This is a genomic window from Rhodococcus sp. IEGM 1409, from assembly GCF_030056735.1.
Lineage (GTDB): Bacteria > Actinomycetota > Actinomycetes > Mycobacteriales > Mycobacteriaceae > Rhodococcus_F.
Map to the genome: position 1 here is coordinate 467239 of NZ_JASHKN010000004.1, position 25866 is coordinate 493104.

At 60.3% G+C, this 25866-nt stretch carries 25 protein-coding genes, 1 tRNA gene and 1 pseudogene; 14 read left to right on the forward strand and 13 right to left on the reverse strand.

Annotated elements, in window-relative coordinates; all coding sequences use genetic code 11:
- Positions 1 to 2268, forward strand: a complete 2268-nt coding sequence (locus QM716_RS14780) for a DUF2254 family protein (RefSeq protein WP_283304791.1) — start codon at positions 1 to 3, stop codon at positions 2266 to 2268.
- Here the strand turns inward: QM716_RS14780 and QM716_RS14785 are convergent.
- The 10 genes and pseudogenes from QM716_RS14785 to QM716_RS14830 form a co-directional block, all read right to left on the reverse strand.
- Positions 2230 to 3519 (reverse strand): alpha/beta hydrolase, encoded by a 1290-nt coding sequence (locus tag QM716_RS14785; protein WP_283304792.1) that lies wholly within the window; start codon positions 3517 to 3519, stop codon positions 2230 to 2232. The two genes, QM716_RS14780 and QM716_RS14785, sit on opposite strands and share 39 nt — an antisense overlap.
- 65 nt (positions 3520 to 3584) lie before the next feature.
- Positions 3585 to 6068, reverse strand: coding sequence for an aminopeptidase N (gene pepN, locus QM716_RS14790; RefSeq protein ID WP_283304793.1), 2484 nt, complete (start codon positions 6066 to 6068; stop codon positions 3585 to 3587).
- A gap of 48 nt (positions 6069 to 6116) precedes the next feature.
- Positions 6117 to 6986: a glycoside hydrolase family 26 protein gene (locus QM716_RS14795; protein WP_283304794.1), complete on the reverse strand. Its 870-nt coding sequence runs from the start codon at positions 6984 to 6986 to the stop codon at positions 6117 to 6119.
- A gap of 110 nt (positions 6987 to 7096) precedes the next feature.
- Positions 7097 to 8245, reverse strand: a complete 1149-nt coding sequence (locus QM716_RS14800) for a glycoside hydrolase family 26 protein (protein WP_283304795.1) — start codon at positions 8243 to 8245, stop codon at positions 7097 to 7099.
- Between the two features lie 41 nt (positions 8246 to 8286).
- Positions 8287 to 8595 carry a hypothetical protein gene (locus QM716_RS14805; protein ID WP_283304796.1) on the reverse strand — a complete coding sequence of 103 codons (309 nt, stop codon included), beginning with the start codon at positions 8593 to 8595 and terminating at the stop codon, positions 8287 to 8289.
- Positions 8596 to 8599: 4 nt separating this feature from the next.
- Positions 8600 to 10027, reverse strand: a complete 1428-nt coding sequence (locus tag QM716_RS14810; protein ID WP_349307351.1) for a glycosyltransferase family 2 protein — start codon at positions 10025 to 10027, stop codon at positions 8600 to 8602.
- 449 nt (positions 10028 to 10476) lie between these two features.
- A pseudogene (locus tag QM716_RS14815) lies at positions 10477 to 10995 on the reverse strand (IS630 family transposase); the annotation flags it as partial.
- Between the two features lie 386 nt (positions 10996 to 11381).
- Complete coding sequence (gene thiD, locus QM716_RS14820; protein ID WP_283304797.1) at positions 11382 to 12182, reverse strand: bifunctional hydroxymethylpyrimidine kinase/phosphomethylpyrimidine kinase; 801 nt, start codon at positions 12180 to 12182, stop codon at positions 11382 to 11384.
- A 93-nt stretch (positions 12183 to 12275) separates the two neighbouring features.
- Complete coding sequence (locus tag QM716_RS14825; RefSeq protein ID WP_283304798.1) at positions 12276 to 12890, reverse strand: class F sortase; 615 nt, start codon at positions 12888 to 12890, stop codon at positions 12276 to 12278.
- A complete protein-coding gene (locus QM716_RS14830) occupies positions 12887 to 13687 on the reverse strand; it encodes a hypothetical protein (RefSeq protein ID WP_283304799.1) in 801 nt (266 codons plus the stop codon). Before QM716_RS14830 ends, QM716_RS14825 begins: the two co-directional genes overlap by 4 nt.
- Positions 13688 to 14030: 343 nt before the next feature.
- Between QM716_RS14830 and QM716_RS14835 the strand changes: the two genes are divergently transcribed.
- Both QM716_RS14835 and QM716_RS14840 read left to right on the forward strand, forming a co-directional pair.
- On the forward strand, positions 14031 to 14474 hold the full coding sequence (locus tag QM716_RS14835) for a DUF7144 family membrane protein (RefSeq protein ID WP_283304800.1): 444 nt from the start codon (positions 14031 to 14033) through the stop codon (positions 14472 to 14474).
- A gap of 21 nt (positions 14475 to 14495) precedes the next feature.
- Entirely contained in the window at positions 14496 to 15317 is an 822-nt protein-coding gene (locus QM716_RS14840) for a class II glutamine amidotransferase (RefSeq protein WP_283304801.1), read from the forward strand.
- Between the two features lie 85 nt (positions 15318 to 15402).
- Here QM716_RS14840 and QM716_RS14845 read toward each other — a convergent pair whose 3' ends face one another.
- The gene (locus QM716_RS14845; protein WP_283304802.1) at positions 15403 to 15960 is read right to left on the reverse strand and encodes a QsdR family transcriptional regulator; all 558 of its coding nucleotides are present in this window, start codon (positions 15958 to 15960) and stop codon (positions 15403 to 15405) included.
- A gap of 275 nt (positions 15961 to 16235) precedes the next feature.
- Between QM716_RS14845 and QM716_RS14850 the strand changes: the two genes are divergently transcribed.
- From QM716_RS14850 to QM716_RS14885, 8 genes are all read left to right on the forward strand, one after another.
- Entirely contained in the window at positions 16236 to 17147 is a 912-nt protein-coding gene (locus QM716_RS14850; RefSeq protein ID WP_283304803.1) for an ABC transporter ATP-binding protein, read from the forward strand.
- A complete protein-coding gene (locus tag QM716_RS14855; protein WP_283304804.1) occupies positions 17147 to 18121 on the forward strand; it encodes an oligopeptide/dipeptide ABC transporter ATP-binding protein in 975 nt (324 codons plus the stop codon). The genes QM716_RS14850 and QM716_RS14855 overlap by 1 nt, the downstream gene beginning before the upstream one ends.
- 136 nt (positions 18122 to 18257) lie before the next feature.
- Entirely contained in the window at positions 18258 to 19784 is a 1527-nt protein-coding gene (locus tag QM716_RS14860; protein ID WP_283304805.1) for an ABC transporter substrate-binding protein, read from the forward strand.
- Complete coding sequence (locus tag QM716_RS14865) at positions 19781 to 20827, forward strand: ABC transporter permease (RefSeq protein WP_283304806.1); 1047 nt, start codon at positions 19781 to 19783, stop codon at positions 20825 to 20827. The genes QM716_RS14860 and QM716_RS14865 overlap by 4 nt, the downstream gene beginning before the upstream one ends.
- Complete coding sequence (locus QM716_RS14870; RefSeq protein ID WP_283304807.1) at positions 20824 to 21684, forward strand: ABC transporter permease; 861 nt, start codon at positions 20824 to 20826, stop codon at positions 21682 to 21684. Before QM716_RS14865 ends, QM716_RS14870 begins: the two co-directional genes overlap by 4 nt.
- Positions 21685 to 21749: 65 nt before the next feature.
- The gene (locus QM716_RS14875) at positions 21750 to 22634 is read left to right on the forward strand and encodes an SCO6745 family protein (RefSeq protein ID WP_283304808.1); all 885 of its coding nucleotides are present in this window, start codon (positions 21750 to 21752) and stop codon (positions 22632 to 22634) included.
- Between the two features lie 176 nt (positions 22635 to 22810).
- Complete coding sequence (locus QM716_RS14880; protein ID WP_283304809.1) at positions 22811 to 23491, forward strand: hypothetical protein; 681 nt, start codon at positions 22811 to 22813, stop codon at positions 23489 to 23491.
- Positions 23492 to 23526: 35 nt separating this feature from the next.
- Positions 23527 to 23868 (forward strand): hypothetical protein, encoded by a 342-nt coding sequence (locus QM716_RS14885; protein ID WP_283304810.1) that lies wholly within the window; start codon positions 23527 to 23529, stop codon positions 23866 to 23868.
- Here the strand turns inward: QM716_RS14885 and QM716_RS14890 are convergent, their stop codons facing one another.
- Complete coding sequence (locus tag QM716_RS14890; protein WP_283304811.1) at positions 23869 to 24324, reverse strand: hypothetical protein; 456 nt, start codon at positions 24322 to 24324, stop codon at positions 23869 to 23871.
- A 112-nt stretch (positions 24325 to 24436) separates the two neighbouring features.
- On the opposite strand from QM716_RS14890, the gene QM716_RS14895 reads away from it, so the two are divergent.
- The 3 genes from QM716_RS14895 (at position 24437) to QM716_RS14905 (ending at position 25693) form a co-directional block, all read left to right on the forward strand.
- Positions 24437 to 24757, forward strand: a complete 321-nt coding sequence (locus QM716_RS14895) for a hypothetical protein (protein ID WP_283304812.1) — start codon at positions 24437 to 24439, stop codon at positions 24755 to 24757.
- Between the two features lie 165 nt (positions 24758 to 24922).
- Complete coding sequence (locus QM716_RS14900) at positions 24923 to 25243, forward strand: hypothetical protein (RefSeq protein WP_283304813.1); 321 nt, start codon at positions 24923 to 24925, stop codon at positions 25241 to 25243.
- An 84-nt stretch (positions 25244 to 25327) separates the two neighbouring features.
- A complete protein-coding gene (locus QM716_RS14905; protein ID WP_283304814.1) occupies positions 25328 to 25693 on the forward strand; it encodes a hypothetical protein in 366 nt (121 codons plus the stop codon).
- Positions 25694 to 25754: 61 nt separating this feature from the next.
- On the opposite strand, the gene QM716_RS14910 is transcribed toward QM716_RS14905, so the two are convergent.
- Positions 25755 to 25828, reverse strand: a tRNA-Pro gene (locus QM716_RS14910).
- Between the last annotated feature and the right edge of the window lie 38 nt (positions 25829 to 25866).

A 25866-nucleotide genomic window follows, 5' to 3' on the forward strand; every position in this document is an offset into this window, starting at 1 on the left:
GTGCGGTCCTGGTTCGAGCACACGGTCGTCGACACCGGCAGGCTCCCGCTGTTCTTCCTCTTACTCGCCTTTGTCCTGACGTTCCTGTTCATCCGGTTCAGCGTCCGAATGATCCGAGCCGAGGTCTCGTGGTGGCCAGGCAATGTCACGCCCGGTGGAATGCACATCCACCACATGGTTTTCGGCTTGATGATGATGCTCGTGTCCGGCTTTGCCTTCATCGCTCTGGCTGACTATCACACCCCGATCGCCAATTGTGTTCTCGCGTCGGTCTTCGGTATCGGCAGCGCGTTGGTCCTCGACGAGTACGCGCTCGTGTTACATCTGCGCGATGTCTATTGGGCCGAGGAAGGTCGCTCGTCCATCGACGCGGTGTTCGTTGCCATCGCGATCTCGTTCCTTTTCCTTCTCGGAGTCCACCCGATCGGATTCGCGGGAGAGTTCGACCCGTACGAGCAGGACCGTAGCCTTGCGACGCTGATCGGTATTGTCGTCGCAATCGTCATCCAACTCGGACTCGCCGTCATCACCCTGATGAAGGGCAAACTCTGGACCGGCTTGATCGGGCTGTTCTTCACCCCGCTTCTGTTGGTCGGGGCAATTAGGTTGAGTCGCCCGGGTGCGCCGTGGGCGCGCTCGCGATACCGCGACAGGCCGGCAAAGATGAGCCGGGCAGTCGCCCGTGAGCAGCGCTATCGCGAGCCGATGATTCACGCGAAGATCTACGTTCAGGAAACGGTGTCGGGAAGTTTCGGTTCCACTCCCCCGCCCCCACCACCGCTCCCAGTCGTCGACACCGCAACCCCCACGTCGAAGGTCGGATTGTCGCGTCGGCTTTCGGACATGATTCGCTGGCGTCGAACTCGCCGACGACTACGAACAGTCCCCGTCTGGCGCCTCCCCGTGATCCTCGTTGTCCTGTCCGTCGTCACCGCGAACATCCTCGTCGGGATCGACGGAGATCTCGTCAGCGACGGCGACATCGGTGCCATTTCCGAGGGCGTGGACGCCGGGGCCACCGCAACATTGCTCAGCGTCATCGCCGGCGGGATGATCACTCTCACCGGTTTGGTGTTCACCGCCATCACTCTCGCCATGCAGTTCGGTGCCTCGCAGATTTCAGTGCGGGTCGTCCCGATGCTCGCGCAGCAGCGAGTGATGCGGTGGTCGATCGGCATGTTTCTGGCCACGTTCGTCTTCTCCTTGATCATTGCGCTCGATCTGGCGCTTGATTCGGAAAATTCTTCTCCGACCATCTCCACGGCGATCGCACTGCTTCTGGCGTTGGCCAGTGCGATCCTGTTCATCGCGTTGGTGGCGAAAGTCGGGTCGATTCTCAATTCCAGTCGGCTACTGCGTTGGATAGCGGCCCAGGGTCGCAGCGCGACAATCCGCGCCTATCCGTTGTACGAGGACTTACCCTCCGGCGCAACGAAACCCAGCCGGCAACTCCCCTTGGTCCAGCCGAGCGACTCCGAAAACTCCGAGAACGCCGACGCACTGGTGATTCGGCTGCGCCATCTCTCTCCCAACGGCCGGATTCTGCTGGCGATCGATCTCGCACGATTGCAGCGGTTGGCCGGTCGATGGGGCGTCGCTGTCGAGGTGGTGCCCAGCATCGGCGAGTTCGTTGCCCAGAACGCGCCCCTCTTCGAGGTTCGCGGGCCGTCGCTGAAGGTTCGTCCGGACACATTGATGTCGTGCTTGATCTTCGGCGACACGCACAGCCCGGTCGTCAGCCCCGGTGCAGCGCTGCAGTCGATCGTGGACATCGCACTCAAGGCGCTCTCACCTGCCATCAACGATCCGGGTCGAGCAGTCCAGGCGCTCGATCACATCGAGGATCTTCTGGTCCTCCTAGCCCCGAGAGTCCGCTTCGACACGGCCACCTCGGATCTCACGCTGATCCGGGGGCAGCAACGCACGTGGACCGACTACGTGTCGGTCGCCACCGACGAGATCCGCCACTTCAGCACCAATTCGGCGCAGGTCCAGCGTCGTCTACGCGCGGTTTTCGCCACCCTGCTGGCGGCCTGCCCGCCGGACCAGCACCCGCCACTACTCGAGCGCGTCGACGCTCTCGATGCGCAATTGACCCGTGAATGGACCGGCGCACTCGACCTTCGGCTCGCAAGTGTGGCCGATCCGCAGGGGTTGGGCTCCGAAGCCGGGGCGACCGGACGAATTCACCCGCTGATCATCGGGTCTTCGGGACTCCCGGACGATCGTTCACCCGGGCAGACCGAGTCGCGTTCCCAGCCAACCTAATTGACTCGCCAAACCGGCGGACCACACCTGGAAGCTGTGTCCACCGTCGACCTCGGCGTACTGGACATCCATCCCGGCAGCCTTTGCCGCTTCGTAGAGCGTCTGGAGACCTGGGCGGTAGTCGTTGTCCTGCTTACCGACCACAAACACTCCGGCGCTGTCGGGGAACTTCTTCTCCCGGAGCAGATCCTGCGGATTCACTGCCACGAACGCGGCTTCGTTGCCGCCGAACGCGGCATCGACCGTCTGTTTGCGGTCACCGAGTGTGGGTTCGATCTGACCGGACAGGTCCAGGAAAGTCGGATACACCGCGGGGAAGTTCGTCGCCATCTGGAACGCGCAGGTACCGCCGTAGGAAAGCCCCCCGATAGCCCACTTCCTCGGATCGGGATCCACCTGCAGGTTCCCGCGGACCCAGTCAGGCACATCACGCGAAAGGTACGTCGCGACGTTCCCGAGTTGGGAATCGACGCAGAGCGGATTCGCCAGTTCCGCTCCGGTCCCGTCAGCTACGACGACAACGGGCGCCATTCCCGAATGCGCAGCGGCGTAGGCGTCCATCGTCTGGACGAGGCGGCCACCCTGCAGCCAGTCCTCGGGCGCGCCTGGTTGACCGGCAAGCAGTACCAACACCGGCAACTCCGGTCGTGGGTTGGTGAAATACGCGGGCGGCAGGTAGATCTCGGCGTCGCGGGCGCTGAATCCGGAGATCTTCCCCGCAATCGTGACCGTGCTGACCTTGCCGGCCGACGGCATGTCCGCCGGCGCCTTCCATTGCGAGACCGGAACTGCACCGTCCTTGCCGTCGTCCAAGTCTGCAAGCGAGACCTGCTCCGCGTCCGAGAGTCCCAACGCTGTTCCCACTGTGGGGTACGACTGGAACTGCAGATTCACGTGAGCCGCGCTCGAGACCACCACCAGCAGCACGGAGACCACGGTGAGTACACGGCCGTCGAGCCTCGTCGCCGCAAAGATCCTCGAAACACCCAGCAGCACACCCAGAATGCCCAGCCCGATCCACACGTAGACCGGGCGAGCAATCGGATCGGGGAACGGATGCCACACCTTCTCGATGAGCCAGTACAGCACGAGGGTGATCGCGATCGCCGCGACGATGCAGACGGGAATCGAAATCAGGACGTGACGCCTCGACCGCGAAAACATCAGCCACAGAAGTGCCAGAATTCCGAGCACCGTCACCACGGGCGGGACGGGGCCCGTGACCAGCGACAGATCCGTGATCGTGTGCACGTTGTCTCCCGTCGCAGCCCTGCCTAGACAATATCCAAGAACAGGACATTTCGGAGCTGATGGCCTCAGATCACCGCGTTCGACGCCTGTGCACGCAGATCCCGGGCAAGGTGATCTCGCCGCTCGAGAACCAGCCTCCGCAGCGATGCGGGCGCGCCTTCATTGGCCCGGATCCAGGAATCGACCGCAGAAGTATCTTCAGCTGCCGGGAAGAGTCCGTTCACCAACCGTCGCGCAATCTCGATGCTGCGTTCCGACCACCACTTCCCCAAAGACGAGAAGTACTCGTCCGCATATCCCTCGATCAGTGACGCGTCCGTGCCCGAACGGAATCCGGCGATCGTCGCATCCAGGCGGTCGTTCGAGAGTGCAACATCGGTGGTCGCCGACGCCCAGGCAGCGGCCTTGGTCCCTGTGTCGGGTAGCGACGCCACGGCGCGGACGTACGCCGTTCGACCCGCCGACGTGCTGTCCTTGCTCAGCTCACCGTCGAAGTCGCTCACACTCGCGTGGCCGGTCGCGGACAGGGCGATCCACAACGCCCACCGCAGATCAGGATCGAGAGCCAGCCCGACCGGTCCCGGGCACGCGCCGTCGAGTATCGACCGCAATTCGTCCGCGCGGGCGTCGTTGACCGTTGCAGCGACCGACAGAGCTCGCGCCCAGGCCAACTGTCTGCCGGACTCCGGTTCAGCTTCGAACACCGTCTTCCAGGTCGTTTCCAACCAGCCTGCGCTTACATTGGGCCGCAAGCTTTTCGGAACGTAGTGAAGCACCGCGTATTGGGCATCGGTCAGGATCGAGCTGAGAATCGCAAGATCCGTCTCCGCGGGGGCGAATCGTTCCACCATGTCGAGGTACCGGAACACCGAGAGCTGCGCATCACGCACCGAGTTCCACAGCGATGACCAGATCACCCCACGCGCAAGCGGATCACTCACGCGGTCCAGGGAATTCTCGACAGTGGACAGTGATACCTCGTCCAATCGGACCTTCGCATAGGTGAGGTCTTCGTCGTTGAGCAGTGTGAGCGCTCCAGGTGGAAGGTCGACGGAGGTGCGGGATTCGGCGATGTCGAGTTCGACGCGTTCTGTGCGAACAAGATCTCCGGAGTCGTTGTAGTCGTAGATCCCGACTGCGAGCCGATGAGGCCTCGGGTCCGTCTGGACCACGTCGGTTCCGTCGAGCGACAGCGTGGACACCCCGGTGGTCTGCAACCAGATTCGAGCCCATTCGCGCACGTCACGGCCGGAAGTCTCCGCGAGCACGTCGAGAAGATCGACCAGCGTGGTGTTCCCGTAAGCGTGGGCCTTGAAGTACCGGCGTGCGGCTTCGAAGAACGCGTCACGCCCGACGAACGCCACAAGTTGTTTGAGGACACTGGCGCCCTTGGCGTAGGTGATTCCGTCGAAGTTCAGCTTCGCAGCTTCGAGGTCGACGATGTCGGCGACGATGGGGTGCGTGGTCGGCAGCTGATCTTGGAGATACGCCCACGCTTTTCGCTTGATGGCGAAGGCCACCCAGGCATCGGTGAAGCGAGTGGCTTCGGCGCTGACCAGCGATCCCATGAAATCGGCGAAAGATTCCTTGAGCCACAGGTCGTCCCACCAGACCATGGTCACGAGATCGCCGAACCACATGTGCGCCATTTCATGCAGGATCGTGTTGGCGCGGCGCTGATGCTGCTCGTCGGTCGCGGTGCCGCGGAACACGTATGCCTCGGTGAAGGTCACCAATCCCGGGTTCTCCATCGCACCGAGGTTGTACTCGGGGACAAAGATCTGGTCGTATTTGCCGAACGGATACGGATAGTCGAAGTGCTCGGCGTAGAAGTCCAGCCCTTGACGGGTGATGTCGAAAACGTTCTCCGCATCGAGATGAGGAGCCAACGACGCCCGGCACAGCGCACCCAACTCGACAGTGAGTTCGCCGCGACTCCACGACGACGCCACACGGTGATACGGCCCGGCTGCGATCGCGGTGATGTAGGTCGAAATCGGCAGCGTCGGGGCGAAAGTGACGCGTTGTGCACCGTCCACGGAGAGGGTCTGGGCCGCGGGCTGATTCGACAGGACTTCCCAGCCGTCTGGCGCTGTCACCTCGAACGTGAAGGGCGCCTTGAGGTCCGGCTGCTCGAAGCAGGCGAAAACACGCCTTGCGTCGGCCGGCTCGTACTGCGTGTAGAGATACGTCTGATCGTCGGCGTCGTCGACAAATCGGTGCAGCCCTTCGCCGGAACGGCTGTAGTGGCCGTGAGCTACCACCCGCACGACGTTCGATCCGCCGAGTCCGCGCAGCACAATCCGGGATCCGTCGTACTCCACCGGAATCGACACACCGTCGATGTCCACGGAATCGACTGCAGCACCGATGAAATCGAGCCACGTGGACTCCGCCGAGGACGTCAGATCAATCGTCGTGACCGTCGAAAAGGTCGTCTCGCCAGAGTCCACCGCCGATCGCAGATCCAACTCCACCCGGTAACCGGTGACGTCGATGGTTCGAGATCGTTCGGCGACTTCGCTTCGATTCAGGTTCGCGGTACTCACCTGACCCATCCTGCCAGGTTTCCCCCTCAGCACCACGGGTGCAGTAGGTCAGTTGGACACACCCGTCGGGCAAGACCGGGGAAGGGCTGCAAGGACTTGGAGAAAAGCCGCACGTGAGGCCTCACTGCTGGCAATTCGCCAGTCTGTCTCCTTGTTGTAGTCGAACCAGATGAACCCCGTGATCTCGGGTGTCTGTTCGAAGTAATGCCCGAGCTGCTTGATCCACGTCGCCTTGTCGCCGCCCAGCTCTGTGGAACCGACCTCGGACAGGATGATCGGCCGATCTGACAAGTCGTGAACCTGATTCACCGTGGCCTCGAACACCTCGGCCGGAATCTGCCACGACTTCCCGGGCTGGGAAGTGCCCCAGTTGTAACCGTCGATACCGACGACGTCGACGGCGGAATCGCCCGGATACACGTCCGCAAGTGCGGTCGCTCCCTCGTAATCGACGTTCGGACTCCACATCCACTCGACGTTGTCGACGCCGACACGATCGAAGATCGCCTGTACATGTCGCCAGGTTCGCACGTAGTCACCGGCCCGATTGCCGTTCCTCTGCTCCGACCACGGATACCAATCACCGTTCTGTTCATGAGCAAATCGAACGAAAACCCGCCTGCCCACCGAACTGACGTCCCGCGCCCACTTCTCGATGTAACTGTCGAAGCTTCCGCTCAGAATCTTGTCGAGCCGAAAATCGGGTTGCTCTGTGCCACCACTGGAATCGAACGGTTCCCAGGTGATCACGGGAGTCAGCCGAGGTGGAAGGGCGAGGAGAGATGTCACGTCCAAGTCGGATCGAAAGTCGGTGTACCACATGATCATGTCCGGATCGCGCGTCTCCCCGATGGACGCGTAGGTCCTCATGACCACCGCGGCGCCCGGCAAATCACGTTCGGCTATACCTACACACATGCGGTTGCGGCTACCGTTGGTCGCGAAAGTATCGATTTTCGATATCGCCAGGCCAACGGTTATTCCCAGACCAATCGCGGCCAGGAGTGCTATGACGCGGGTTCGCTGCCTCACGGTGCGAACAGCAACCAAGACGGGAGAAAACGCCTGAACGCCACGCGGGTGTCGAACTCGTCGAGGACACCCCACGGGATCGGAGCAGGTGAGAAATCGGCTTCGACCTTGTGCTGCTCGAACCAGTTGACGAGCTTGATCCGCGGAAAACGCTCGTGGACTTCGTCGGAAAGCACCTGCGACCACCAAGCCTGTTTGATCGCGAAGTTCGATTCTCCGTCCGGATTCGCCGGGTTGTAGACGGCAGCGGTTTGAGAGATAGCGAGCGGCTTGTCATGCCCGTCGGCGTAGGTCGAATAGAAATCGGGTACGTCCCGTTGGTCGAAGAACATGTTGGAGTAATTTCCGGTGAGCTTCTCGACGAATTTCCCTGGCTCGGGTACTTCGTTCTGCCCCCACGGATACGACGGCCCGAAGTGGTACAGCGACAACCCGACCCAGTCGACGGCGTCGTCTCCGGGATAGTAGGGGGCGTACGGATCGTCCGCCTCGGTAATCGTGCCGTCGTGATTGGTGTCGAGTATCTCGAAATCCTCCGAACCTGCCGTCGCCTGGTACTTGCCGCCGTCGAACGGGTACCCACCGCCGTCGTTCGGGGACCAGACAATTGCCGAATCCGGTGCGGCGTGAACAGCTTCCGCGATCTTCCTGAACGCCGGCACGTAGGTGGTCGGTTGCTGCGACCACGGGTACCAACTGCCGTTCATTTCGTGCGCAAAGCGAACGATGACCGGTGTTCCAGCCTTGTTCCACCGTGTTAGATCTACGGTCAATTGTTCCGCAGTCGCGTCGGTGACCGTGCTCAGGCCGTCGTACGGCTGCAACGTCACGAAGAGGATTCCGCCGTGACGCGCGACCTGTTCGCAAGCCGAATCCAGCGACGCCCGTCGTTCGGCGTTGAGCGGAAAGTCGAGGAATTTCCCGTACACGTAGGGTGATTTCCCGAGCTCTGCCGAGTAGCTGTCGGGGCTCTGATCTTCCCAATCGATCTGTGCTCCGAACATGACCCGGTCACCGTCACCCCCGTCGTGTACCAACGACGCTGCAGATCCGTAACGCAGAGATTCGACCGGCCCACTCGTCGCAACGGTGAAGCCCACGAGTGCAGCACACCCGACCAGAAGCACACCCAGCACAGCGGTCATCACACGTTGGCCGTCTCGAAATGTCCGTCGGCGCTCGGAGGTCAACGGTTCACCCTCCTCTTTCCGGATTTGATCCTGCGTACGAACAGAATTCGACGCAGCACCATGCGGATGGCGAGTATCGCGGACAGGAAGAGCGCCAGCGAAATGACGAGAGCCCGCACGACACTTTCCACGAGCGGCAGAACGAACATGGTCATGGGAATGACGATGTAGATGAATCCCACAACGGATGCGGCCGCGTACAGCGCTACCGCCTTGAACCAGGATGCGGAAAGTCGCTCCGGTTCGTCGCCGGGCAAGAGCATGGCCTCGTAAACAACCTGCTCATTCGACATATTCGTTGTCATTCGATCACTTTCCTATCGCGTTCGCGTCGGCAGACAACGTCTTGGGGGTAGGAATCCACGCGATTCCACGCTTGCCACGGGCCCAGTCGAACAGAGCAGACAGCCCCGCACTGCTCTCGAGAACTCCGGCTACAGGAGCGATCGCAATGGTTCGCGCGATTTCGAGTTCTCGCCGCACCCCGGTCATGTTCGCATCACGCACATTCAGCCAGGCGCCGATCATGACGGTGCCGAGCCACAGGCCTCCGACGATCGTCATCCACAAGGTGAGGAGAGGGCTGAACGGCGACGGTTCGCCGGTCACCAGGCTGTAGCCGGCGGCGATCGACATCAGCGGCAGAATCAGAAACGACAGAACTCCGACGACCGATCCCGCAGCAAAGGTGAAGGCTCTGAATCGGGTGCCCCACACGAAGCGAAACCGAGTCATCCATGGCAATGTCCGAAAGTCCGCCGAGCCCGAGGCGGCCGCCAGCCCCTGCAGAACACCGAAGATCCACCGATGACGCTGGCGGAATGCACTCTTGAACGAAAACGGCGGTTGTTCGAGAATCACACATCCGTGCCAGCCGAATATGTCACTCCCGTACCGAAGGTAGTTATTCATTCCGAACACAAAATCCTCGGCAATGAAATAGTTATCGTCGAGTTGACCGATGTCCCATCCGACTTCATTCTCGAGCTGCTCCTCGACCACCAGATTCGATCCATGCAGATGAAGGGGAACTCCCTTCTCCATCACTACACGGCATTCGAAGCATCCGGCTGGCCGGTTGGCTTCCATCGATTTACAGATTGCGCTGCTGTGCTGATATTCGAGAGGATAATAGATGGGACCTTCGAGAATCTTCTTGTCCGTGGTCGCGAGCACGTGCATCAATTTTCGCAATTCGGCAGGAAGCATGATGCTCTCCTCGTCGAAATGTACGACAAATACTTTTCCCGGTCGGTAATTCCATCCTTGACGTCTAGCCTCCACGGCATAGTGCAAACCGCGCGCCTTCAGTCCCGTCCCGTTCGGCGTGTCGTACCCGGCAGGAACCTGCAGGCCGGTTACCCGTATCGGGGAATGTGCATACGTTGATTCGAGCAGGTACACCTGCTCGGCAGACTCCGTGACGACCTCGACAGAAATATACTGCGCCAGTATCGGAGATTCCTCAGCAAAGCGGACAATCCCATTTATTCCACGCAGAATCACCTCGGTACTACCTTCACTACCGCGTGTTGTGATCTGAACCTTGAGGTGTGGAGGATTCATTCCGACGATGTCGACATCGCTTCTCACAGTGCGCTCGCGGTATCTGCGCCACCCGAACACGAAACTGCTCCAATAGGAAAGTAGTCGAAGAGAAATTACGCTCACCAGTACCATTTGGACAATTCCAATAATGGCAGCTATTCGACTTATTCCATCAGGTAACGCAAACATCTATCGGTCCCCCCCGAGCCAAACTATTCATTTTCTCGCAATAAACTCTTACGTACTGGACACCCGCGTCATCGCAACCAGAGGCTCAGCCAATACTTGGTTACGCATATAACGAACGTATCACGAATGCCGAGAGTCCACTCTCGGCCAAGAGGGTCGAACACACCATTTTGTCGCTATTAGCCGCTTCGGGACGAGATAAAGAATCTTTGGTCTCGAATTACCAACACATAAAATGCCGTGGGTACGTTGCGCAGACAACGCACGCACGTTCCGGTCATCGGAATAACTACAAGGTGCCGGACTAGTGCGGTGTTCTTGAATTTTTTCGACGGTCAGCGTTCGTGAATATCTGCTCCGCGGTTTTCGTCCAGACGAATGGCTGTGCCCGCGGGTTCCACCCGTTCATGAACTCCCGAATCTCGCTCGTGAGTTCACGAACATTGCGGAGTCTGCCGTTCCGGGATCCTGATCTGCGTCGGCGGCGTTCGATCGAGTGCTTGGATCTGCGATTTTTCGTCCACGCACAGCACGATCGCGTTCTCCGGCGGCTCCAATAACAAACCGACGATGTCGGTGTCCTTCGCGACCAGCTCGGGATCGGTAGAGAACTTGAATGTCTCACTGCGCCAAGGCTGCATACCGTACTCACGCCAGATCCGTGCGACCGTGCCGTACCCGATCCCCAAATGTTTCGCGAGCAGTCGGGAACTCCATTGTGTGACACCGTATTCCTTCGGCGGCGGCATCAAGGTCGCGGAGACAATCTCGCGGTGATCGAGGCTCCGGGGCCGGCCCGAACGCGGATCGTCATCGAGGCCGGCCAACCCGTCCGCGTCGTAGCGGGCGCGCCAGGAAATCACCGTCGGCCGCGACACCCCGACCAATTCCGCGATCGAGGAATTCGACTCACCTTGAGACGCGAGCAAGATAGTTCGTGCCCGCTGCGCCGCACCGGGGGGATCGATCTCGACCGCATCCGCCTGGCCATCTCGAGATCGTCACCGTCTCGCAAGCGTAGGGGCTTAATACGCTTGCCTGAAGTATCTCAAACCGTACTGTCACAGCACTTTAGGCGCGAGACATTACGATGAGATGTACTTCTTGCTTCACGTCCAACCGAAGAGAGGGCGGACCGTGGCATCTACCGAATCGCATGTCATCGCCGAATTGGCAGCGAGACAACAGATTACCGAATTGCTCTTTTAATACTGCCGTGGACTCGATCGAATGGATCGACCGCTGGCCGACCGTGTCCGGCACCCGGACGGCACGGCTGATGACGGCCCAGGGCACTCACCTGACCACACCCAAATCGTCTACCCGACCGTGTCAGCCTTCGACGGCCAGGCCTTTACCGAACGAACGCGCCCTGCCAGACGGTGTCGAACGGCGTGTGCGCCGAGACGCGGCCTTCGATGCCCGCCGTCACGAACTTCTTGGCCAGAGCGACGGCTTCTCCCACGTCGGCGCCCTTCGCCAGCTCCGCGGTCACTGCGGCAGCCAACGTGCAACCGGCACCGGAGACGCGCTCTTCGCCGACCTTGGGAGCGGAGAGAACAGTCACGTCGGTGCCGTCGAACAACACGTCGACAGCGTCGCCACCGGCAAGTTCGACACCTCCCTTTGCGAGCACGTACTTGGGCCCGAGGTCATGGATACGACGTGCGGCCTCGATGAGGTCGTCGACGCTCTCGATGCTGTCCATTCCGGCGAGGGTGCGTGCCTCGAACAGGTTGGGTGTGACGACAGTGGCGAGCGGAAGGATCGAATCACGAAGTGCCGTATCTGTATCGAGCGCCGCACCGGGCTCCTGGCCCTTGCAGATCAGGACCGGGTCGAGGACGACGTGGCGCCAGGACTGCCGACGCAATCCCTCCGCCACAACCTCGATCGTGGCGGGCGTGCCCAACATGCCGATCTTGACGACGTCCAGATCGTGAGCGGCAGTGGCAGCCTCGATCTGATCAGCGATCACATCAGGAGCGATCGGCACGAAGCGATGACCCCAGTTGTTCTTGGGATCGAACGAGACGATGCACGTGGTGGTCGCTACGCCATAGACGTCCAATGCCTGAAACGTTTTCAGATCTACCTGCAGGCCGGCACCGCCAGTCGCTTCGGACCCAGCGATGACATAGGCGAGGTCAACCACAGCACAATCTCCTTCTTCGGACTTTCGAAACATGCGTGGATCGCCACGAACGCAGGGCCCAGTTTATCAACCGGCCCGACGTCGATTTTTCGCCTATGCGGCCACCGGGGTCCCCCACGCGACGTCGTTGTCCTCGTACCCGAACGGCGGACCGACGAATTCGCCACCGCAGGTGATCAGAGCGATGGTTTCGGGTCCGTCGAGGCTGTTCAATCTGTCGACCGGTAACTCGCCGTCCTTGCCGTAGTGATCGACTGCATCGATGCGGTAGTTCCAGACCTGTCCCCCGATACCCGTCATGGTCACGATCGAGCCGATGTCCAAGGTAGAGAACTTCTTCCCGAAACCGTCGCCCTGATAGATGTCGTTGATGTGGCCGGTGATCACCACGGTGCCCACGCCGGAACCGGGCAAGGCCGAGTCCGCCCACCACCCGATCTCGCTGACATCCTCGGGCGGAACGAGCGAGCCGTCCGTCGTCGTTTTGATCGGCAGAATGTCAGCGGTGCTGTCGACTATGCGCAGTGTGGTCGGGACATCCGGACTGTCGACTGCGGCGCGAACTGCCGGCGGCAAATCTTCTTGGCCGGTCGCGAGGACGCGAGTCGGCGAGTTCCCGTCGTCGGAACATCCGCCGACCAGGAACATCGTTGCCAGTACCACAGCGACCCATGTCCGACGGATCACAGATCCGGGTGTCGCTGTCACGGACGAGAAGTCGGGCCGGACGGGACCTGGGAAATCGGAACGCGGTTTCCGACGTCGCGACCGGGAAGTGCGCCGCCGTTGTCGCCGTCACCACCGCCGGAACCGTTGTCGCTGCCTCCGTTCCCGCCGCCTCCATTCCCGCCGCCTCCGTTCCCGCCGCCGCCATTCCCGCCGCCGCCATTCCCGCCGCCGCCATTCCCGCCGCCGCTATTCCCGCCTTCGCCTGGGCCGGGTCCGGGGCATTCACCTCCCGGATCGGTAGTGTCGCCACTCAAAACGATCTTGACCGCAGAGAGGTTGACTGTCTGGTTCTGCGCTACCTGCCCCGGAGTGGTGACATCGAAGGCGAGCTTGGCACGTACAGGGATGACCGAACCGTCGTCAGCGTCGGTGACCGTTGATCCCGACCGACCGAGATCTTGGGTCAATGTCATTCTGGCGATCAAATCCTGATCTCCGGTCAGGCCGGCTCCGTCGATCCGAAGCGTGCCTCGGACGGGACTTCCGTGGGCTCTGATCGTCACCGATGCGCGAAACTCGAGGATGTCTCCCGGCACGGTTCTCCATGCCTCGATCGAGTTGATTTTCGTTCCCGGTGAACCAGTGGAGATGTCGTACCAGCCGTCGATCACGGCCGGATCGAGCGACATCGAGTTGTCGTTGATTTCAGAGTTGCACGCGCGGGTGAGCGCGACGGGGGCAGCCGATCCCACGGCGGGGAGTGCCGTCGACACAACAGTCGCCAAGACGAAGGCCGTCGCGGTGATGCCCGCGGAACGCCTGCCGAAGATCGTCATGCTCTCGCTACTCTTTTCCGCGGACCGTAGCTTCCGGTCGCTTCCGTCGAAATGCCAGTACAGCTGGACAAATAGATCGAATTCCGTGCCGAATTCTTCTCGTTTTCGGTGAACTTCGGTTACGAGCAATTTCTCCGCACACGCACTCGGTCAGGGGGTACATCGCATTTACAGGGGCCCGACGTTACATTTCGCCCTCACACATCGGAGCAGAACATGCTGATTTCTCACCGCATGGACAGGCATTTCCGTTTCACTGCGGTCAGCCGGTGGAACAACGATCACTACAACGAGCGTGCCGGGCACGTGTCCGGTCGCTCCCACCGAATCAAGGGAAACCGTCATGTCGGATAGAACGTCAGTCAAGCAGGGTTTCGCGGTAGGAACATCGATCGGGGCAGCCGTCATCTTGGTGACGGTCGGCATCGTGCAGTTCTTCCAAGGACTCGCTGCCGTCGCCGAGAACGAAGTGTTCGTAGTCGGTATCGACTACGTCTATCAATTCGACCTGACGACGTGGGGTTGGATCCATCTCGTGCTGGGGGCGCTCGTCGCTCTCGTCGGGCTCGCACTGTTCACCGGAGCGGCCTGGGCACGGGTGTCGGCCGTCGTGATCTGCGCGATCTCGATCATCGCGAACTTTTTGTGGCTGCCGTATTACCCCTGGTGGTCGACTCTCATCATCGCGCTGAACATCGTCGTGATCTGGGCTGTGTCGACCTGGAAGCCCAGCCATTCGACAAACGCCGCGGCGCACGCATCGTCAACGCCGCCGCAATCTGCTTGAATTGAAAGTATGTGCAGGTGGATGGCATATTCGGGAGAACCGATACTGGCCCATGACTTGCTGTTCCGACCACAGCACTCGCTGATCGACCAGAGCCTGCATTCTCAACTCGGGGCCACGACGACAAACGGCGACGGCTTCGGAATCGGCTGGTACGGGGAAGGCCCCCAACCGGCAGTGTTCAAGAGCATCGAACCCGCGTGGAACGACTCGAACCTGCGCGAGGTCACCTCGCAACTGCGTACCCCTCTACTGTTCGCCCACATCCGCGCCTCGACAGGAACAGCAGTGCAGCGCAGCAACTGCCACCCGTTCCGGCACCGGCAGTGGTTGTGGATGCACAACGGTTCACTACGCGGATTCCACGACATGAAACGGGAATTGGTGACCGCCGTTGATCCGTCGCTCTTCCCCGACCTCGAAGGATCGACGGACTCGGAAACTCTCTTCTTCCTCGCACTGACGTTCGGCCTGACCGACGATCCGTTCGAGGGTGTCGCGAGGGCCGTCGGATTTGTCGAGCACACGGCTCGCTCGCAGGGAATCGACAATCCGGTCCAGATGACCGTTGCCACGTCGGATGGCACCTCCACCTGGATCTTTCGCTATTCGAGCGAGAACCAGTCGAGGTCGCTGTTCTTCTCCACCGAGATCTCCACGCTACGCAAACTCCATCCAGAGGTGGAAGCCCTGCACCAGCTGAGCGAGGAGACCCGAATCGTCGTCTCCGAGCCTCTGCGTGACCTTCCCGGCGCGTGGAACGAGGTTCCCGAATCTGCCGCAGGCGTTATCCACCCCGGGCGGGACGAGATGCGGATCTTTTCACCGATCACACCCACCTGAGTTTCTCACGCGGCCAGACGTAGCTATGAAATAGCTTGTATTCGAAGCGCTTTCACGACATCGGAGAAAACGGAAACCCTGCACACTAGTCACGCGAGAGGATGAGCCGGAACGCCAGGCGAGCCTTCTCTGTATCCGGAGTGCCACCGGTGAGCAAATCGTTGTAGATGAACGACTCACCTACGCGAACCAGCAGATATGCCATGTCCTCGACGGGCAGGTCGGGCCGAATCTGCTCTGGTATTTCGGCTTCGATCAGCCTTCGCACGGATTCGACCATCGTGCCCTGAATCGGCCCCAGTCCAGTTGTGAGTATGCACAACGCCTTTTGCGGTTCGCGAGTCAAATACGTCCGGAAGAATTCGGTCTCGATCGTCGCCCGTGCATGGTAAGTGAGGACGTCGACGACCCTTGACGCTCCGCTTCCAGTGCACTCCTCGAGGCCCATTCGCCACGTTCGACGCGCCAGAGAATCGAGCACGTCACCGGTAAGTGTGTCGCGATTCCCTGCACGCCGGAACAACGTGGTCCGATCCACGCCCAACTCGGTAGCCAAAGCGTTCACATCGAGCGGTTTTCCGGCTGCGAACTGTCGGCGGGCAGCACTCAACGCTTCCGCGCGGATGTCACGTGTCTCGGCCATTGAGTGAATGTATCGCTGACGACGTGCTGGTCGGTAGCCGGAGACGATCGGCCGGAGCCGTCGACGGCAATCGTTGCAACATTCATTGACTTTGTTGCAGGTGGGTGTTTATGGTTCCCCGGTACGTGATTCCAGTCACAACAATTCAGTTGTTTACGGAGGAATGCGATGAACGATCACACGTGGACGACTCGACGATGAGCCCACTTCTGCAAGTCCGAGACCTCACGGTTGACATTGGGACGGAATCGATTTCGAACAGAGTCCTCGACGGAGTGAGCTTCGAGTTGGGGGCAGGCGAAGTCACCGGCCTTGTGGGCGAGAGCGGGAGCGGAAAGACACTGACCGGTCTCGCACTGCTCGGTCTCTTGCCCCGCGCGGCTACGACCAGCGGAAGCATCCGTTTCGAAGGACGCGAACTTGTGGGTCTGCCCGCCGCCGAGTTGAGGAAAATACGCGGTCGCGACGTCAGTATGGTGTTTCAGGATCCGAGCTCGGCTCTCAACCCCTCCGTCAGCATCGGTCGCCAGATCATCGATGTATTGAAGGCGCACCGTGACATCACGAAGGTCGACGCAGAGGGTGTAGCAACAGATCTTCTCCACCAGGTCGGTCTGGCCGACCCGAGCAGAACCCTGAAATCGTACGGGTACGAGCTATCCGGTGGGATGTGTCAGCGGGTGATGATCGCGATGGCCCTCGCATGCGGTCCGAAGTTGCTGATCGCGGACGAACCGACGACAGCGCTCGACGTGACCATCCAAGCCCAGATCGTCGATCTCCTTCGAGAACTGGCCGAACAGCGCGATCTTGCCGTGTTGTTGATCAGTCACGACCTAGCAGTCGTCGCCGAGGTCGCAGATCGAGTCATCACCATGTTTCGCGGCGAGATCGTCGACGTCGCGCCGCGAGACGCGTTGCTTCGCCGGCCAGCGCATCCCTACACGTTCAGCCTTCTCGAGGCCGCGCGCTCGACATTCGAAAACATCTCCTCCCAATCACCCAAGACGCGCGGCGATTTCACCACCAAAGCCCCTTCTCCCAGTGAGGGTTGCCGATACCTCGCCCGGTGCAACTACTCCGATGAACGCTGCGTATCCGATCATCCACTTCTGATCGGATCACCGGAATCGGCAACGAGATGTCACCGCAGTTCCGAACTCGAGTTGCTCGGACTGGTGAGCTGATGAGCAACACCGACATCATCGTCGATGTTCGGAACCTGGCCGTCGAGTACGGACGAGGGCGCAAAGCTCTTCGAGCGGTCGACGACATCAGCTTCTCCGTGCAGAGGGGTGAAACCCTTGCGATCATCGGTGAATCAGGGTCGGGAAAATCCTCGACGGCTCACGCTCTGGCCGGCCTGGTCGGTACGGCAGCAGGCTCCATCACGACGAACCTCGACGGCCCGGCATTCGGCAAAGGCGGATCTTCCCACCTCATCTTTCAAAATCCCACGTCGGCTTTGAACACTCGGATGAGCTCTTGGGCGTGCGTAGCCGAGCCGATGGCGCCAGGACGCGTACGAATCCCGCAGTCGTTGCGGCCGAAGGCCGTCGAGCTGTTGCGTCGGGTCGGTCTCGGCGCCGAGCTTGCCGACCGCCTCCCGACCCAACTCTCCGGCGGCCAACGCCAACGCGTGACCATCGCTCGCGCCCTTGCCTCCAAGGCGCCACTGATTCTCTGCGACGAACCTGTTGCTTCCCTCGATGTTTCACTGCAGGAAGAGGTGTTGCAACTTCTTGCCGATCTCCGAGAAGAGCACGACCTCACGTACATCTTCATTTCGCACGATTTGGGTTCGGTGGCCCGGATCGCCGATCGCGTCGCAGTGATGTACCTCGGCCGAATCGTCGAGATCGGGCCGGTTGCCACGGTCCTGACAACTCCATCGCACCCCTACACGCAGGCACTGCTCGCCGCGGCCCCGCATATCGAACTCGAGCGTCGCAATCGTCGGAAAGCATTGGTGCGCGGAGAGTTACCCGACCCGCGGAATCCACCCTCGGGCTGTCGATTCCGCACCCGCTGCCCGTTTGCGATGGATCGCTGTGCGTCGGAATCGCCGGCGCTTCGCGCGGCCCCGAATTCCGCGCACAGCTCCGCCTGCCATCTGTCCTCCCCGGCCACATCGACCGGAATCTCGAACCCGCCGCAGTAAATGCGTGCCGCGTCAGTCTCCCCATTCCGGCAAGACCAAAGCGAAAGTCCACCATATGAATCCACGTCTGTTTTCGCGATCTCGATATCCGATCACCCACTTCCAGAATCATGGGAAAAGTCGCCCACATGCGCTGGTGGCTGCGTTCGCACTTTCTGCCCTCGTGCTCAGTGGCTGTTCGAGCAGCACCACAGGTACCGCCGGCGGTACCGGACCTGTCGATCCGAACGCCGAACTGAAGGTCGCGACATCGCACGTGCCGGCTTCGCTCGACCCGTGTGCGGGAAACATCGGATACGACATCGACTACCTACAGTTGATGTACGCACCACTGATCGATGCAGAACCTGCCACCCAGAAACTGCGGCCGGGAATCGCTACCGAGTGGGGTTTCTCCGGACCGGACAACCTCACGTTCGAGATGACGTTGCAGAACGGCTTGACCTTCCACGACGGTACAACTCTCGATGCAGCAGCAGTCAAAGCAAGCATGGAACACTGCTTGAGTCTCGGAATCGTTTCCGTCCCGACGATCAAAAGCATCGAAGCAACGTCCCCGGATCAGATAACGATCTCGTTGAGCTCACCTACCTCTGGCTTACCAGGGTGGCTCAACGGCAGATTGGGGATGGTCGTCTCCCCCACTGCGCTGGCAGCAGCAGGGGCGGACTTCGCCAACAAGCCTGTAGGTGCCGGCCCGTACACGTTCACCAGCGCAGTCCCGAACAGTTCATACACATTCAGTCGATTTGACGACTACAAACCGGCGGGTCCACCCAGCCCTCAGCTCGCCAAGATCCAGATCCAGGTGATCTCCAACCCCACAGCGCTGACAAATGCCCTGACATCGAACGCCGCGGATTTTGCATACGGGCTCACACCGTCGAGTGCTCCGATCCTCGAACGCAATCCCAACCTGAACGTCAGTCACGACCCGAGACTCGGAGTTGCACTCGTCGTGATCAACAACAAGAACCCAATAGTCAACGACGTCCGAGTTCGTCTGGCAATGCAATATGCGCTCGACCGCAAGGCAATTGCGCGAGCCGCGCTGGACAGCTCGGAAGGAACTGCGGCGTTCGGTCAATATCCTCCCGGCTCACAGTTCTACGACGAGCAAACAGAAGATGCATGGCCATACGACCCGGAGAAGGCCAAATCGCTGCTAGCCGAGGCGGGTTATCCGAACGGAGTCACTGTGCGCGGATTGGCAGGCAATTTACCGCCGTACTCGACCAACGCAGTCCTTGTCGGAGAACAATGGGAGAAGGTCGGCATCAAGGTCGACTTTGTCGAAATGAGTGGACCTCAGGCGATTACGGAGTTCGTCGCACACAACAGCGCGGACGTCTTCAGCGTGGGATGGCCCACGCGAGCATCCGCACCACTCAATTTCGAAGCCTCACTGGGTTCGCGATCGTACTTCCGGCAGAATTCAGTACCCAACGAGGAGTTGGAGAAGCTGATCGCAATGTTGAACAACTCATATGACGAAGCCGCTCAGCTCGACATCGTCAAACAGATCAATCAAGTCGTGATCAAGTCCGCTGAGTACGTACCGTTGTACTTCACTCCCGACGTGGTCGCGTACACGAAGAACGTTCATGGGGCCGTTCCTGCTCTGAACGGATCCCCCAATCTCGCATACCTCTCGAAGTCATGACAGCGACCGTCGTATCGCGCGAGAATTCGGTGATGCCAGGGCCTGAGAGCGTTCCAACTCGAAGCCCTCACCGATCGCCCGTCAACCCCTACGTACGGATGATCGCCGTCCGGTTCGCGCAAATAATTCCGACCGCGGTTATCGCCAGTTTCATAACCTTCGCCCTCATTCGGATCATTCCAGGTGGACCAGCCGAGGCCCTTCTCGGTCCGAACGGCACCGATGAATCGATCGCGGCGCTCAACGAGCGCCTTGGATTAAATCAACCCTTACTGGTCCAGTACTGGAACTGGGTGGTGTCAGCGCTGCACGGAGATCTAGGCACGTCGCTACAGAACAGCGCCCCAGTAGGCCCACAGATCCTTGCGCGTCTGCCGGCAAGCGCGGAACTCGTTGTTCTCGCTCTGTTGCTGTCCGCCGTCGTGGCCGTGCCTCTCGGTGTGTGGACCGCAACGCGGGTGGGGCGACGCAGCGATGGTTTGACTCGCACGGTTTCAGGGATCGGACTCGCGGTGCCGGACTTCTTCCTCGCTATCGTGCTGGTCGATGTCTTCGCCCTCGGCTTGGGACTTCTACCGGTGCTCGGCTGGGTTCCTCTGGGCGACGATGTGATCGACAACCTGAGCCATCTCGTCTTGCCTGCAACGGCACTCGCTGCCGGCGCAGCATCGATTGCGATTCGGCAGACCAGGGCTGCGATGATCGAGACACTGTCCGGTGACTACGTGCGAACCGCGCGTGCAATGGGTATCGACGAGCGGAAGATCCTGTGGCGCTATGCGTTACGAAACATCGTTCCCACCATTGTCACGGTCTACGGTTTGCTCGCCGTGGCGATGCTGGGTGCGACGGTCATCCTCGAGCAGATCTTCGTGCTGCCGGGCCTCGGCAGCGCTTTGGTCATCGCGATCGACACGCGAGACTATCCGATGCTTCAAGGCATCGTGTTGCTGTTCGTCGTGATCGTGCTTCTCGTGAACATCCTGGTCGACGTCGTCAACACCATGATCAGCCCGCAATTGAGAAAGGGAACGATCTCGTGAGCCAACTCGTAGTGACCACTGCAGGCGAGTCTCGTCCCAAGCGGCCTCGCCCTCGCCTGACGCTCGGATTATGGCTCAGCTACTGCTTTCTCGGAATACTGATCGCGGCGTCCGCCTTGGCCTCCTTCGTGGCCCCGTACAGTCCGACCGATCAGAACCTGACCAACACGTTCGCCGGACCAAGTGCACAGCACCTGCTGGGTACTGACGGCTTCGGCCGCGACGTGCTCAGTCGGCTCATCTGGGGAGGACGCTCCGCCTTCTTCGGCGTTGCGATTGCGGTCGCTGTCAGTCTGCTGTTGGGAATTCCGTGGGGACTGATCGCCGGATACTGGCCACGCTGGATCGGTGCGTCGCTCCTCCGGGTGGCAGACGCACTACTGGCATTCCCCGGTTTGGTTCTTGCAGTGGCAATTACGGGCGTTCTGGGGCCGAGCCTGATTACGTCGATGTCCGCCCTCGGAGTTGTCTACGCACCCACGATTGCAAGAATTCTGGCTGCCGGGGTCAGCGAAACGAGGAACCGAGACTTCGTCCTGAGCGCGCGACTCTCGGGATGTCCGCCGCACGTAGTGCTTTTGCGTCATCTCCTACCGCACGCAATCGGACCGGTTGTCGTTCAGGTGACTGTGCTCACCGGTCTGACTTTTCTCGCGCAGGCCGCCCTCTCGTTCCTCGGACTGGGTATACAGCCGCCCACCCCGAGTTGGGGCGGTGACTTATCCGATGCGTACCTGCACATCTTGAGCGCCCCACAACAGATTCTCCCCTCCGGCATTCTGATTTCACTGGTCGTCCTGGCCGTCTACCGAGTGGGTGATGCCGTCCGGGACCGCATGTATGTCAGAGGGAGATAGCTTACGAACATCCCGCACCCAGTCCGACTTCTCGACCACCACACCACCCGTATGAAGGAATACCGATGACTTCTATAGCACCAGAAACCGCGCGCCGCGTCTTCCGTGGAGCCGAACCGATACACGGCATGATCTACTTCACCCCCTTTGGCACGGAAGCATATGCTGCACTGGGCTTTACGCATCCTCGAATGGGGTACTTCGCTTCGCGGTCCGCACCCATGGGCGCGGTAGCGGCAGAAGTCACCATCGCTACCTTCTTCAACTTCAACCCCGAACTGGTACACGCGGTCCTGCCGGAAGCCTGGACGATCGCCACCCCCGAACAGATCTTGGCCGCTCGACTCGACGCTGTCGACCGTTCGCTGCGCAAGGCATGGGGAGAACATGTCGACGGCGCCGAGGTTCGAGAAGCTGCCGAACTCGCACGCGGAGCAGCGGAACGCGCATGCAACAGACCACAAGGGCGACCCTTGTTCGGTGGGCACGCATCATTGCCGTGGCCTGAGGAGCCTCATCTCGTGTTGTGGCATGCCCAATCCTTGCTCCGGGAGTATCGCGGTGACTCTCATGTCGCCCTACTTCACACCGAAGGGCTCAACGGTGTCGAAGCACTGGTAGTTCACGCCGCAACCGGTGATGTTCCTGCTGCTGCTCTGCAAATGAGCCGGGCATGGGACAACGATCAGTGGGTGGAAGGCGTCGAAAGTGTGCGGGCGCGTGGATGGCTCGAAGACGGCCCCGAGCTTCACCTGAACGAGGTGGGTCGCGATCGCCGGCAGAGGGTTGAGCATCAGACCGATGTGCTGGGGTCGTACCCGTACGAGGCGATCGGCGAGACCGGATGCAGTCGACTGATCGAAATCTCGGAACGTCTCTCCGGTGAAGTGATCGATGCAGATCTCGGATTTCCGGCAGCACTGGCAGCACGTCGCCGATTGCGTGCGTGACAGCAGGTCGTGAGCGTCGGACGTGGCTGGTGGTGATACGACGAGGGTGTCACCACCAGCAGCTTCACACAATTATCGCCGAAGTCGGCTGCGCCCCGAATCTGCACAGTGAGAAGGCATCCGGATGAGACTGCCGTTGTGCCGAATTCCCGCTCCGTTTAGGTGATGATGGCTTGATGTGGAAACAGGCATTCGGGTTTGCTTTGTTCGGGGCGGCCGTTGCCTTGGTCGCCGCGTCGCTGACACAGGGGTCTTCACAGGCATCGGCCACCATCACCCTCTTTTCGGGTGGCACGACAATCTCGGGCTTCGCGGGTGAACCGCAATGGAACCGGCCGATAGAGGCTGCGGTGATCGGCGCCCTTCTGGGCGCGCTGACCGGCTTCGTGCTCCGCCTCGCGGGCGTGCGAGTCTCCGGAGGCCAGGACATTCGAATGGTCCGAACTGTGGTGGCAGGCCTCGCAGGCGTCACGCTTGGGCTGACGCCCCTGTTGGTCTTGATCAGCAAGGCATTCACCGGGTCGGTTGATATCGGATGGCCCCCGCTCCTGGTCTATGCCGTAAGCGGTCTCCTGGCTTATGGCCTGTCGGTCGCCGCCGTGTTCGGAGTCCTTCGCGCTGCCGGGGATCGACTTACTGTTCGCACGACGCGAGCGGTGGCGGCGATGCTTCCGGTAGGGGCGTTGGCGGCGACTGCTGCGGGTGTCGGAACTGCCTGGAGGCTGGGCTTCTCCACCGCCGCTCCCACCTGGATTGCAGTCGTACTGCTGGTGGTGCTCGTATTGGCTGGAACATTCGTTGTTGCCCGAGCGTGGGCACTACGGATGCAGGCTCGTGACTTTCCAGAAGTTGCATAGGCGGTGGAACGATTGATTCGGACGGTCGCATCGACATGAGGGGCGAGCGAATCTTCGCGGGACTCGTCGTTGGCTTTCTGCTGGGGCTGTTCGGCTATCTGCCGTTGGTACTCCTGTGGCAACACTTCGCAGATGTCCCGCAGCCGCAGCTTTATCCGAACCGTTCGTTCACGTCGTTCGGCCCCAACCCGCCACCGCTCACCTACTGGATTAGTTGGGCGGCGCCTGCCGTTGTGTTCGTCATTCTCGGACTTATCACTATTCCCAGCCGCACCGGCCGGCAATTTGCGTTGCCATTGGTTCTCGCGTTCCTTCCGGTCGCGGCAATGGTGGCGTGGTTTTGGATCTCGATGGAACTGTTCTTCAGCCCCGACTGATCACCCACTCGATCGCGTATTGCGAACCCCGCCGCGAGCACGCGCAGTGGCGCGCTTGTTCTGCAAGGCGATGCCCTGATGCACCGCAGCAAGTACCAATGCCAGCACTGCCGCAGGGAGGCTCCCGACCATCGACAGCAGAGACGGCATATCAGAGCTGAAAGCGGTAACGAAACCCACCACTGCAGCACAAAGCATTGTCGCCGAGACGATCCAGGAAACGAATGGTCGCGGGATCACGGCTGGAATGACGCACAGGGCCACCGGTAAGGCGAGCACCAAGAAGAGCTCTCGTCCGAAATAGTCATGAATCGAGCGGTAACAATCAGCAGAACTGAGCGGGCCGAGGCCTATTTCGCAATCGGTGATCTCATACAGCGGCCACTGTGCCGTCGCGGATCCCAGAATCCCGGTGGCGACCGCCAATACAACCCACGCGATCCGAATCCCAGTCATACGAAGAGATCATGCCAGTAACGAACATTGCGCTCCGCAGCAGAAAGCGATTACAACCCGAAAATGCACGAAGGGGCGATAACGTCGACGGTAATCGAAGAAGGGATCAACGATGTTGATCGGATTGGGAGCACTGATGCTTGCTATTGCTGCCCATGTCTACGGCGCGCGCCTCGCGGCTCACGGAAACTACGGGCGAAGATTACCTCTCGCGGTGGGACCGTTCTCAACGCGAGCAGCACAACATGTACGGCGTGCTCAACTCGCGGGTTGGGCATTGAGCCTGATCGGGACATTCCGCGTCGTCGACAACTATTGGGAGACAGCACCTCTGTTGAGCACGGGTATCGCGGTAGCTGTACTCGGCGCAGTTAACGGCATGCCGAGTTTGATTATCACTGTGATGCACAACCAAAGTTTGCAGCGGGGTTGAGGTCTTCGACGCGGTTTGTGGGAGGGTGCTTGCATGGCAACACAACCACATGGCCAGTCGATAACCCCGGCGTGGAAAGTTTTCACGGCCATCGGTTTTGCAGGTGTTGTAGGCGCTGCCGTGACGTACTTCCGAGGCGGGTCCACTCTGGCAATGATTGGCGGGATGGTCATCCTCGCGATTGGTGTGACGCTTTCTGTCTGGTCTATTCTGCGAATGCTGCACGAGAATCGAGGACATCGCCTCCATTGGTGGAGAACGCCACCGGTCAATCCGAGGAACGTCGATCTTTCTCGTGCTGTGGGTATTCCGACCACAATCTTCGGAGCACTGACAATCTGGCTGAACACAGCAGGCTCGGCGCCGTGGTGGTTGGCAGCAGCCTTTGCCGCAATTCTGATCGCACTCTTTGAAGCGACAGTGGCCATCCACAACATTCGTCTGAATCAACGGGTTCAGGGAGCAGAATCGTCGATCAGTGGATAAGTGCCGTAGAAATAATCGGCTTATCCGCCGGTCGACACCACGAACTTTGCAAGCTCTTGTGCCCGTGCTGCTAACCTTCCGCCCATGCCGGTTTCTGCGGATGTTCGCGAGCGCCTTCGGTCTTACTTGGATCCAGAGGACGAGATCCGGTACGTATTTCCAGCGGACGTTCTGATGAGCGCGAAACCGAGTGTGTTTGTCGTGGTGAGCCGAAAGGCGATCACCGTCTTCTCGACGAGCTTTCGGTCCAGAAAATTGCCGAGATCGATCCTTACCCAGTTTCCGAGAACGACCGTTATCGGCCCGGTCGACACTGCGTCCACGCCGTATTTCGTCGTTGCGGGCATTACGTACGAGATCGACGAAGAATATGTTGCAGTCGTGAACGCTGCCGACGCGGAGATCACGTCACCACAGGACTTCCCACGAGATCCGTTGCCGAACCTGTGAGGCACATACAAAAAAGGCAGTTTCCCATTTCTGAGAAACTGCCTTTTCGATCTAACTTCGGTCGGGCTGACAGGATTTGAACCTGCGACCACTTGACCCCCAGTCAAGTGCGCTACCAAGCTGCGCCACAGCCCGTCCCACGCCCCTGTTTCGGGCGCTTGGAAAGATTACAT

Excerpts from the sequence above, each read along its gene's own strand:
- QM716_RS14795 (WP_283304794.1), bottom strand. The coding sequence starts at position 6,986 with ATGTGTGTAGGTATAGCCGAACGTGATTTGCCGGGCGCCGCGGTGGTC.
- QM716_RS14800 (WP_283304795.1), bottom strand. The coding sequence starts at position 8,245 with ATGACCGCTGTGCTGGGTGTGCTTCTGGTCGGGTGTGCTGCACTCGTG.
- QM716_RS14805 (WP_283304796.1), bottom strand. The coding sequence starts at position 8,595 with ATGACAACGAATATGTCGAATGAGCAGGTTGTTTACGAGGCCATGCTC.
- QM716_RS14810 (WP_349307351.1), bottom strand. The coding sequence starts at position 10,027 with ATGTTTGCGTTACCTGATGGAATAAGTCGAATAGCTGCCATTATTGGA.
- QM716_RS14830 (WP_283304799.1), bottom strand. The coding sequence starts at position 13,687 with ATGACGATCTTCGGCAGGCGTTCCGCGGGCATCACCGCGACGGCCTTC.
- QM716_RS14835 (WP_283304800.1), top strand. The coding sequence starts at position 14,031 with ATGTCGGATAGAACGTCAGTCAAGCAGGGTTTCGCGGTAGGAACATCG.
- QM716_RS14840 (WP_283304801.1), top strand. The coding sequence starts at position 14,496 with ATGGCATATTCGGGAGAACCGATACTGGCCCATGACTTGCTGTTCCGA.
- QM716_RS14845 (WP_283304802.1), bottom strand. The coding sequence starts at position 15,960 with ATGGCCGAGACACGTGACATCCGCGCGGAAGCGTTGAGTGCTGCCCGC.
- QM716_RS14855 (WP_283304804.1), top strand. The coding sequence starts at position 17,147 with ATGAGCAACACCGACATCATCGTCGATGTTCGGAACCTGGCCGTCGAG.
- QM716_RS14865 (WP_283304806.1), top strand. The coding sequence starts at position 19,781 with ATGACAGCGACCGTCGTATCGCGCGAGAATTCGGTGATGCCAGGGCCT.
- QM716_RS14875 (WP_283304808.1), top strand. The coding sequence starts at position 21,750 with ATGACTTCTATAGCACCAGAAACCGCGCGCCGCGTCTTCCGTGGAGCC.
- QM716_RS14880 (WP_283304809.1), top strand. The coding sequence starts at position 22,811 with ATGTGGAAACAGGCATTCGGGTTTGCTTTGTTCGGGGCGGCCGTTGCC.
- QM716_RS14885 (WP_283304810.1), top strand. The coding sequence starts at position 23,527 with ATGAGGGGCGAGCGAATCTTCGCGGGACTCGTCGTTGGCTTTCTGCTG.
- QM716_RS14890 (WP_283304811.1), bottom strand. The coding sequence starts at position 24,324 with ATGACTGGGATTCGGATCGCGTGGGTTGTATTGGCGGTCGCCACCGGG.
- QM716_RS14895 (WP_283304812.1), top strand. The coding sequence starts at position 24,437 with ATGTTGATCGGATTGGGAGCACTGATGCTTGCTATTGCTGCCCATGTC.
- QM716_RS14900 (WP_283304813.1), top strand. The coding sequence starts at position 24,923 with ATGGTCATCCTCGCGATTGGTGTGACGCTTTCTGTCTGGTCTATTCTG.
- QM716_RS14905 (WP_283304814.1), top strand. The coding sequence starts at position 25,328 with ATGCCGGTTTCTGCGGATGTTCGCGAGCGCCTTCGGTCTTACTTGGAT.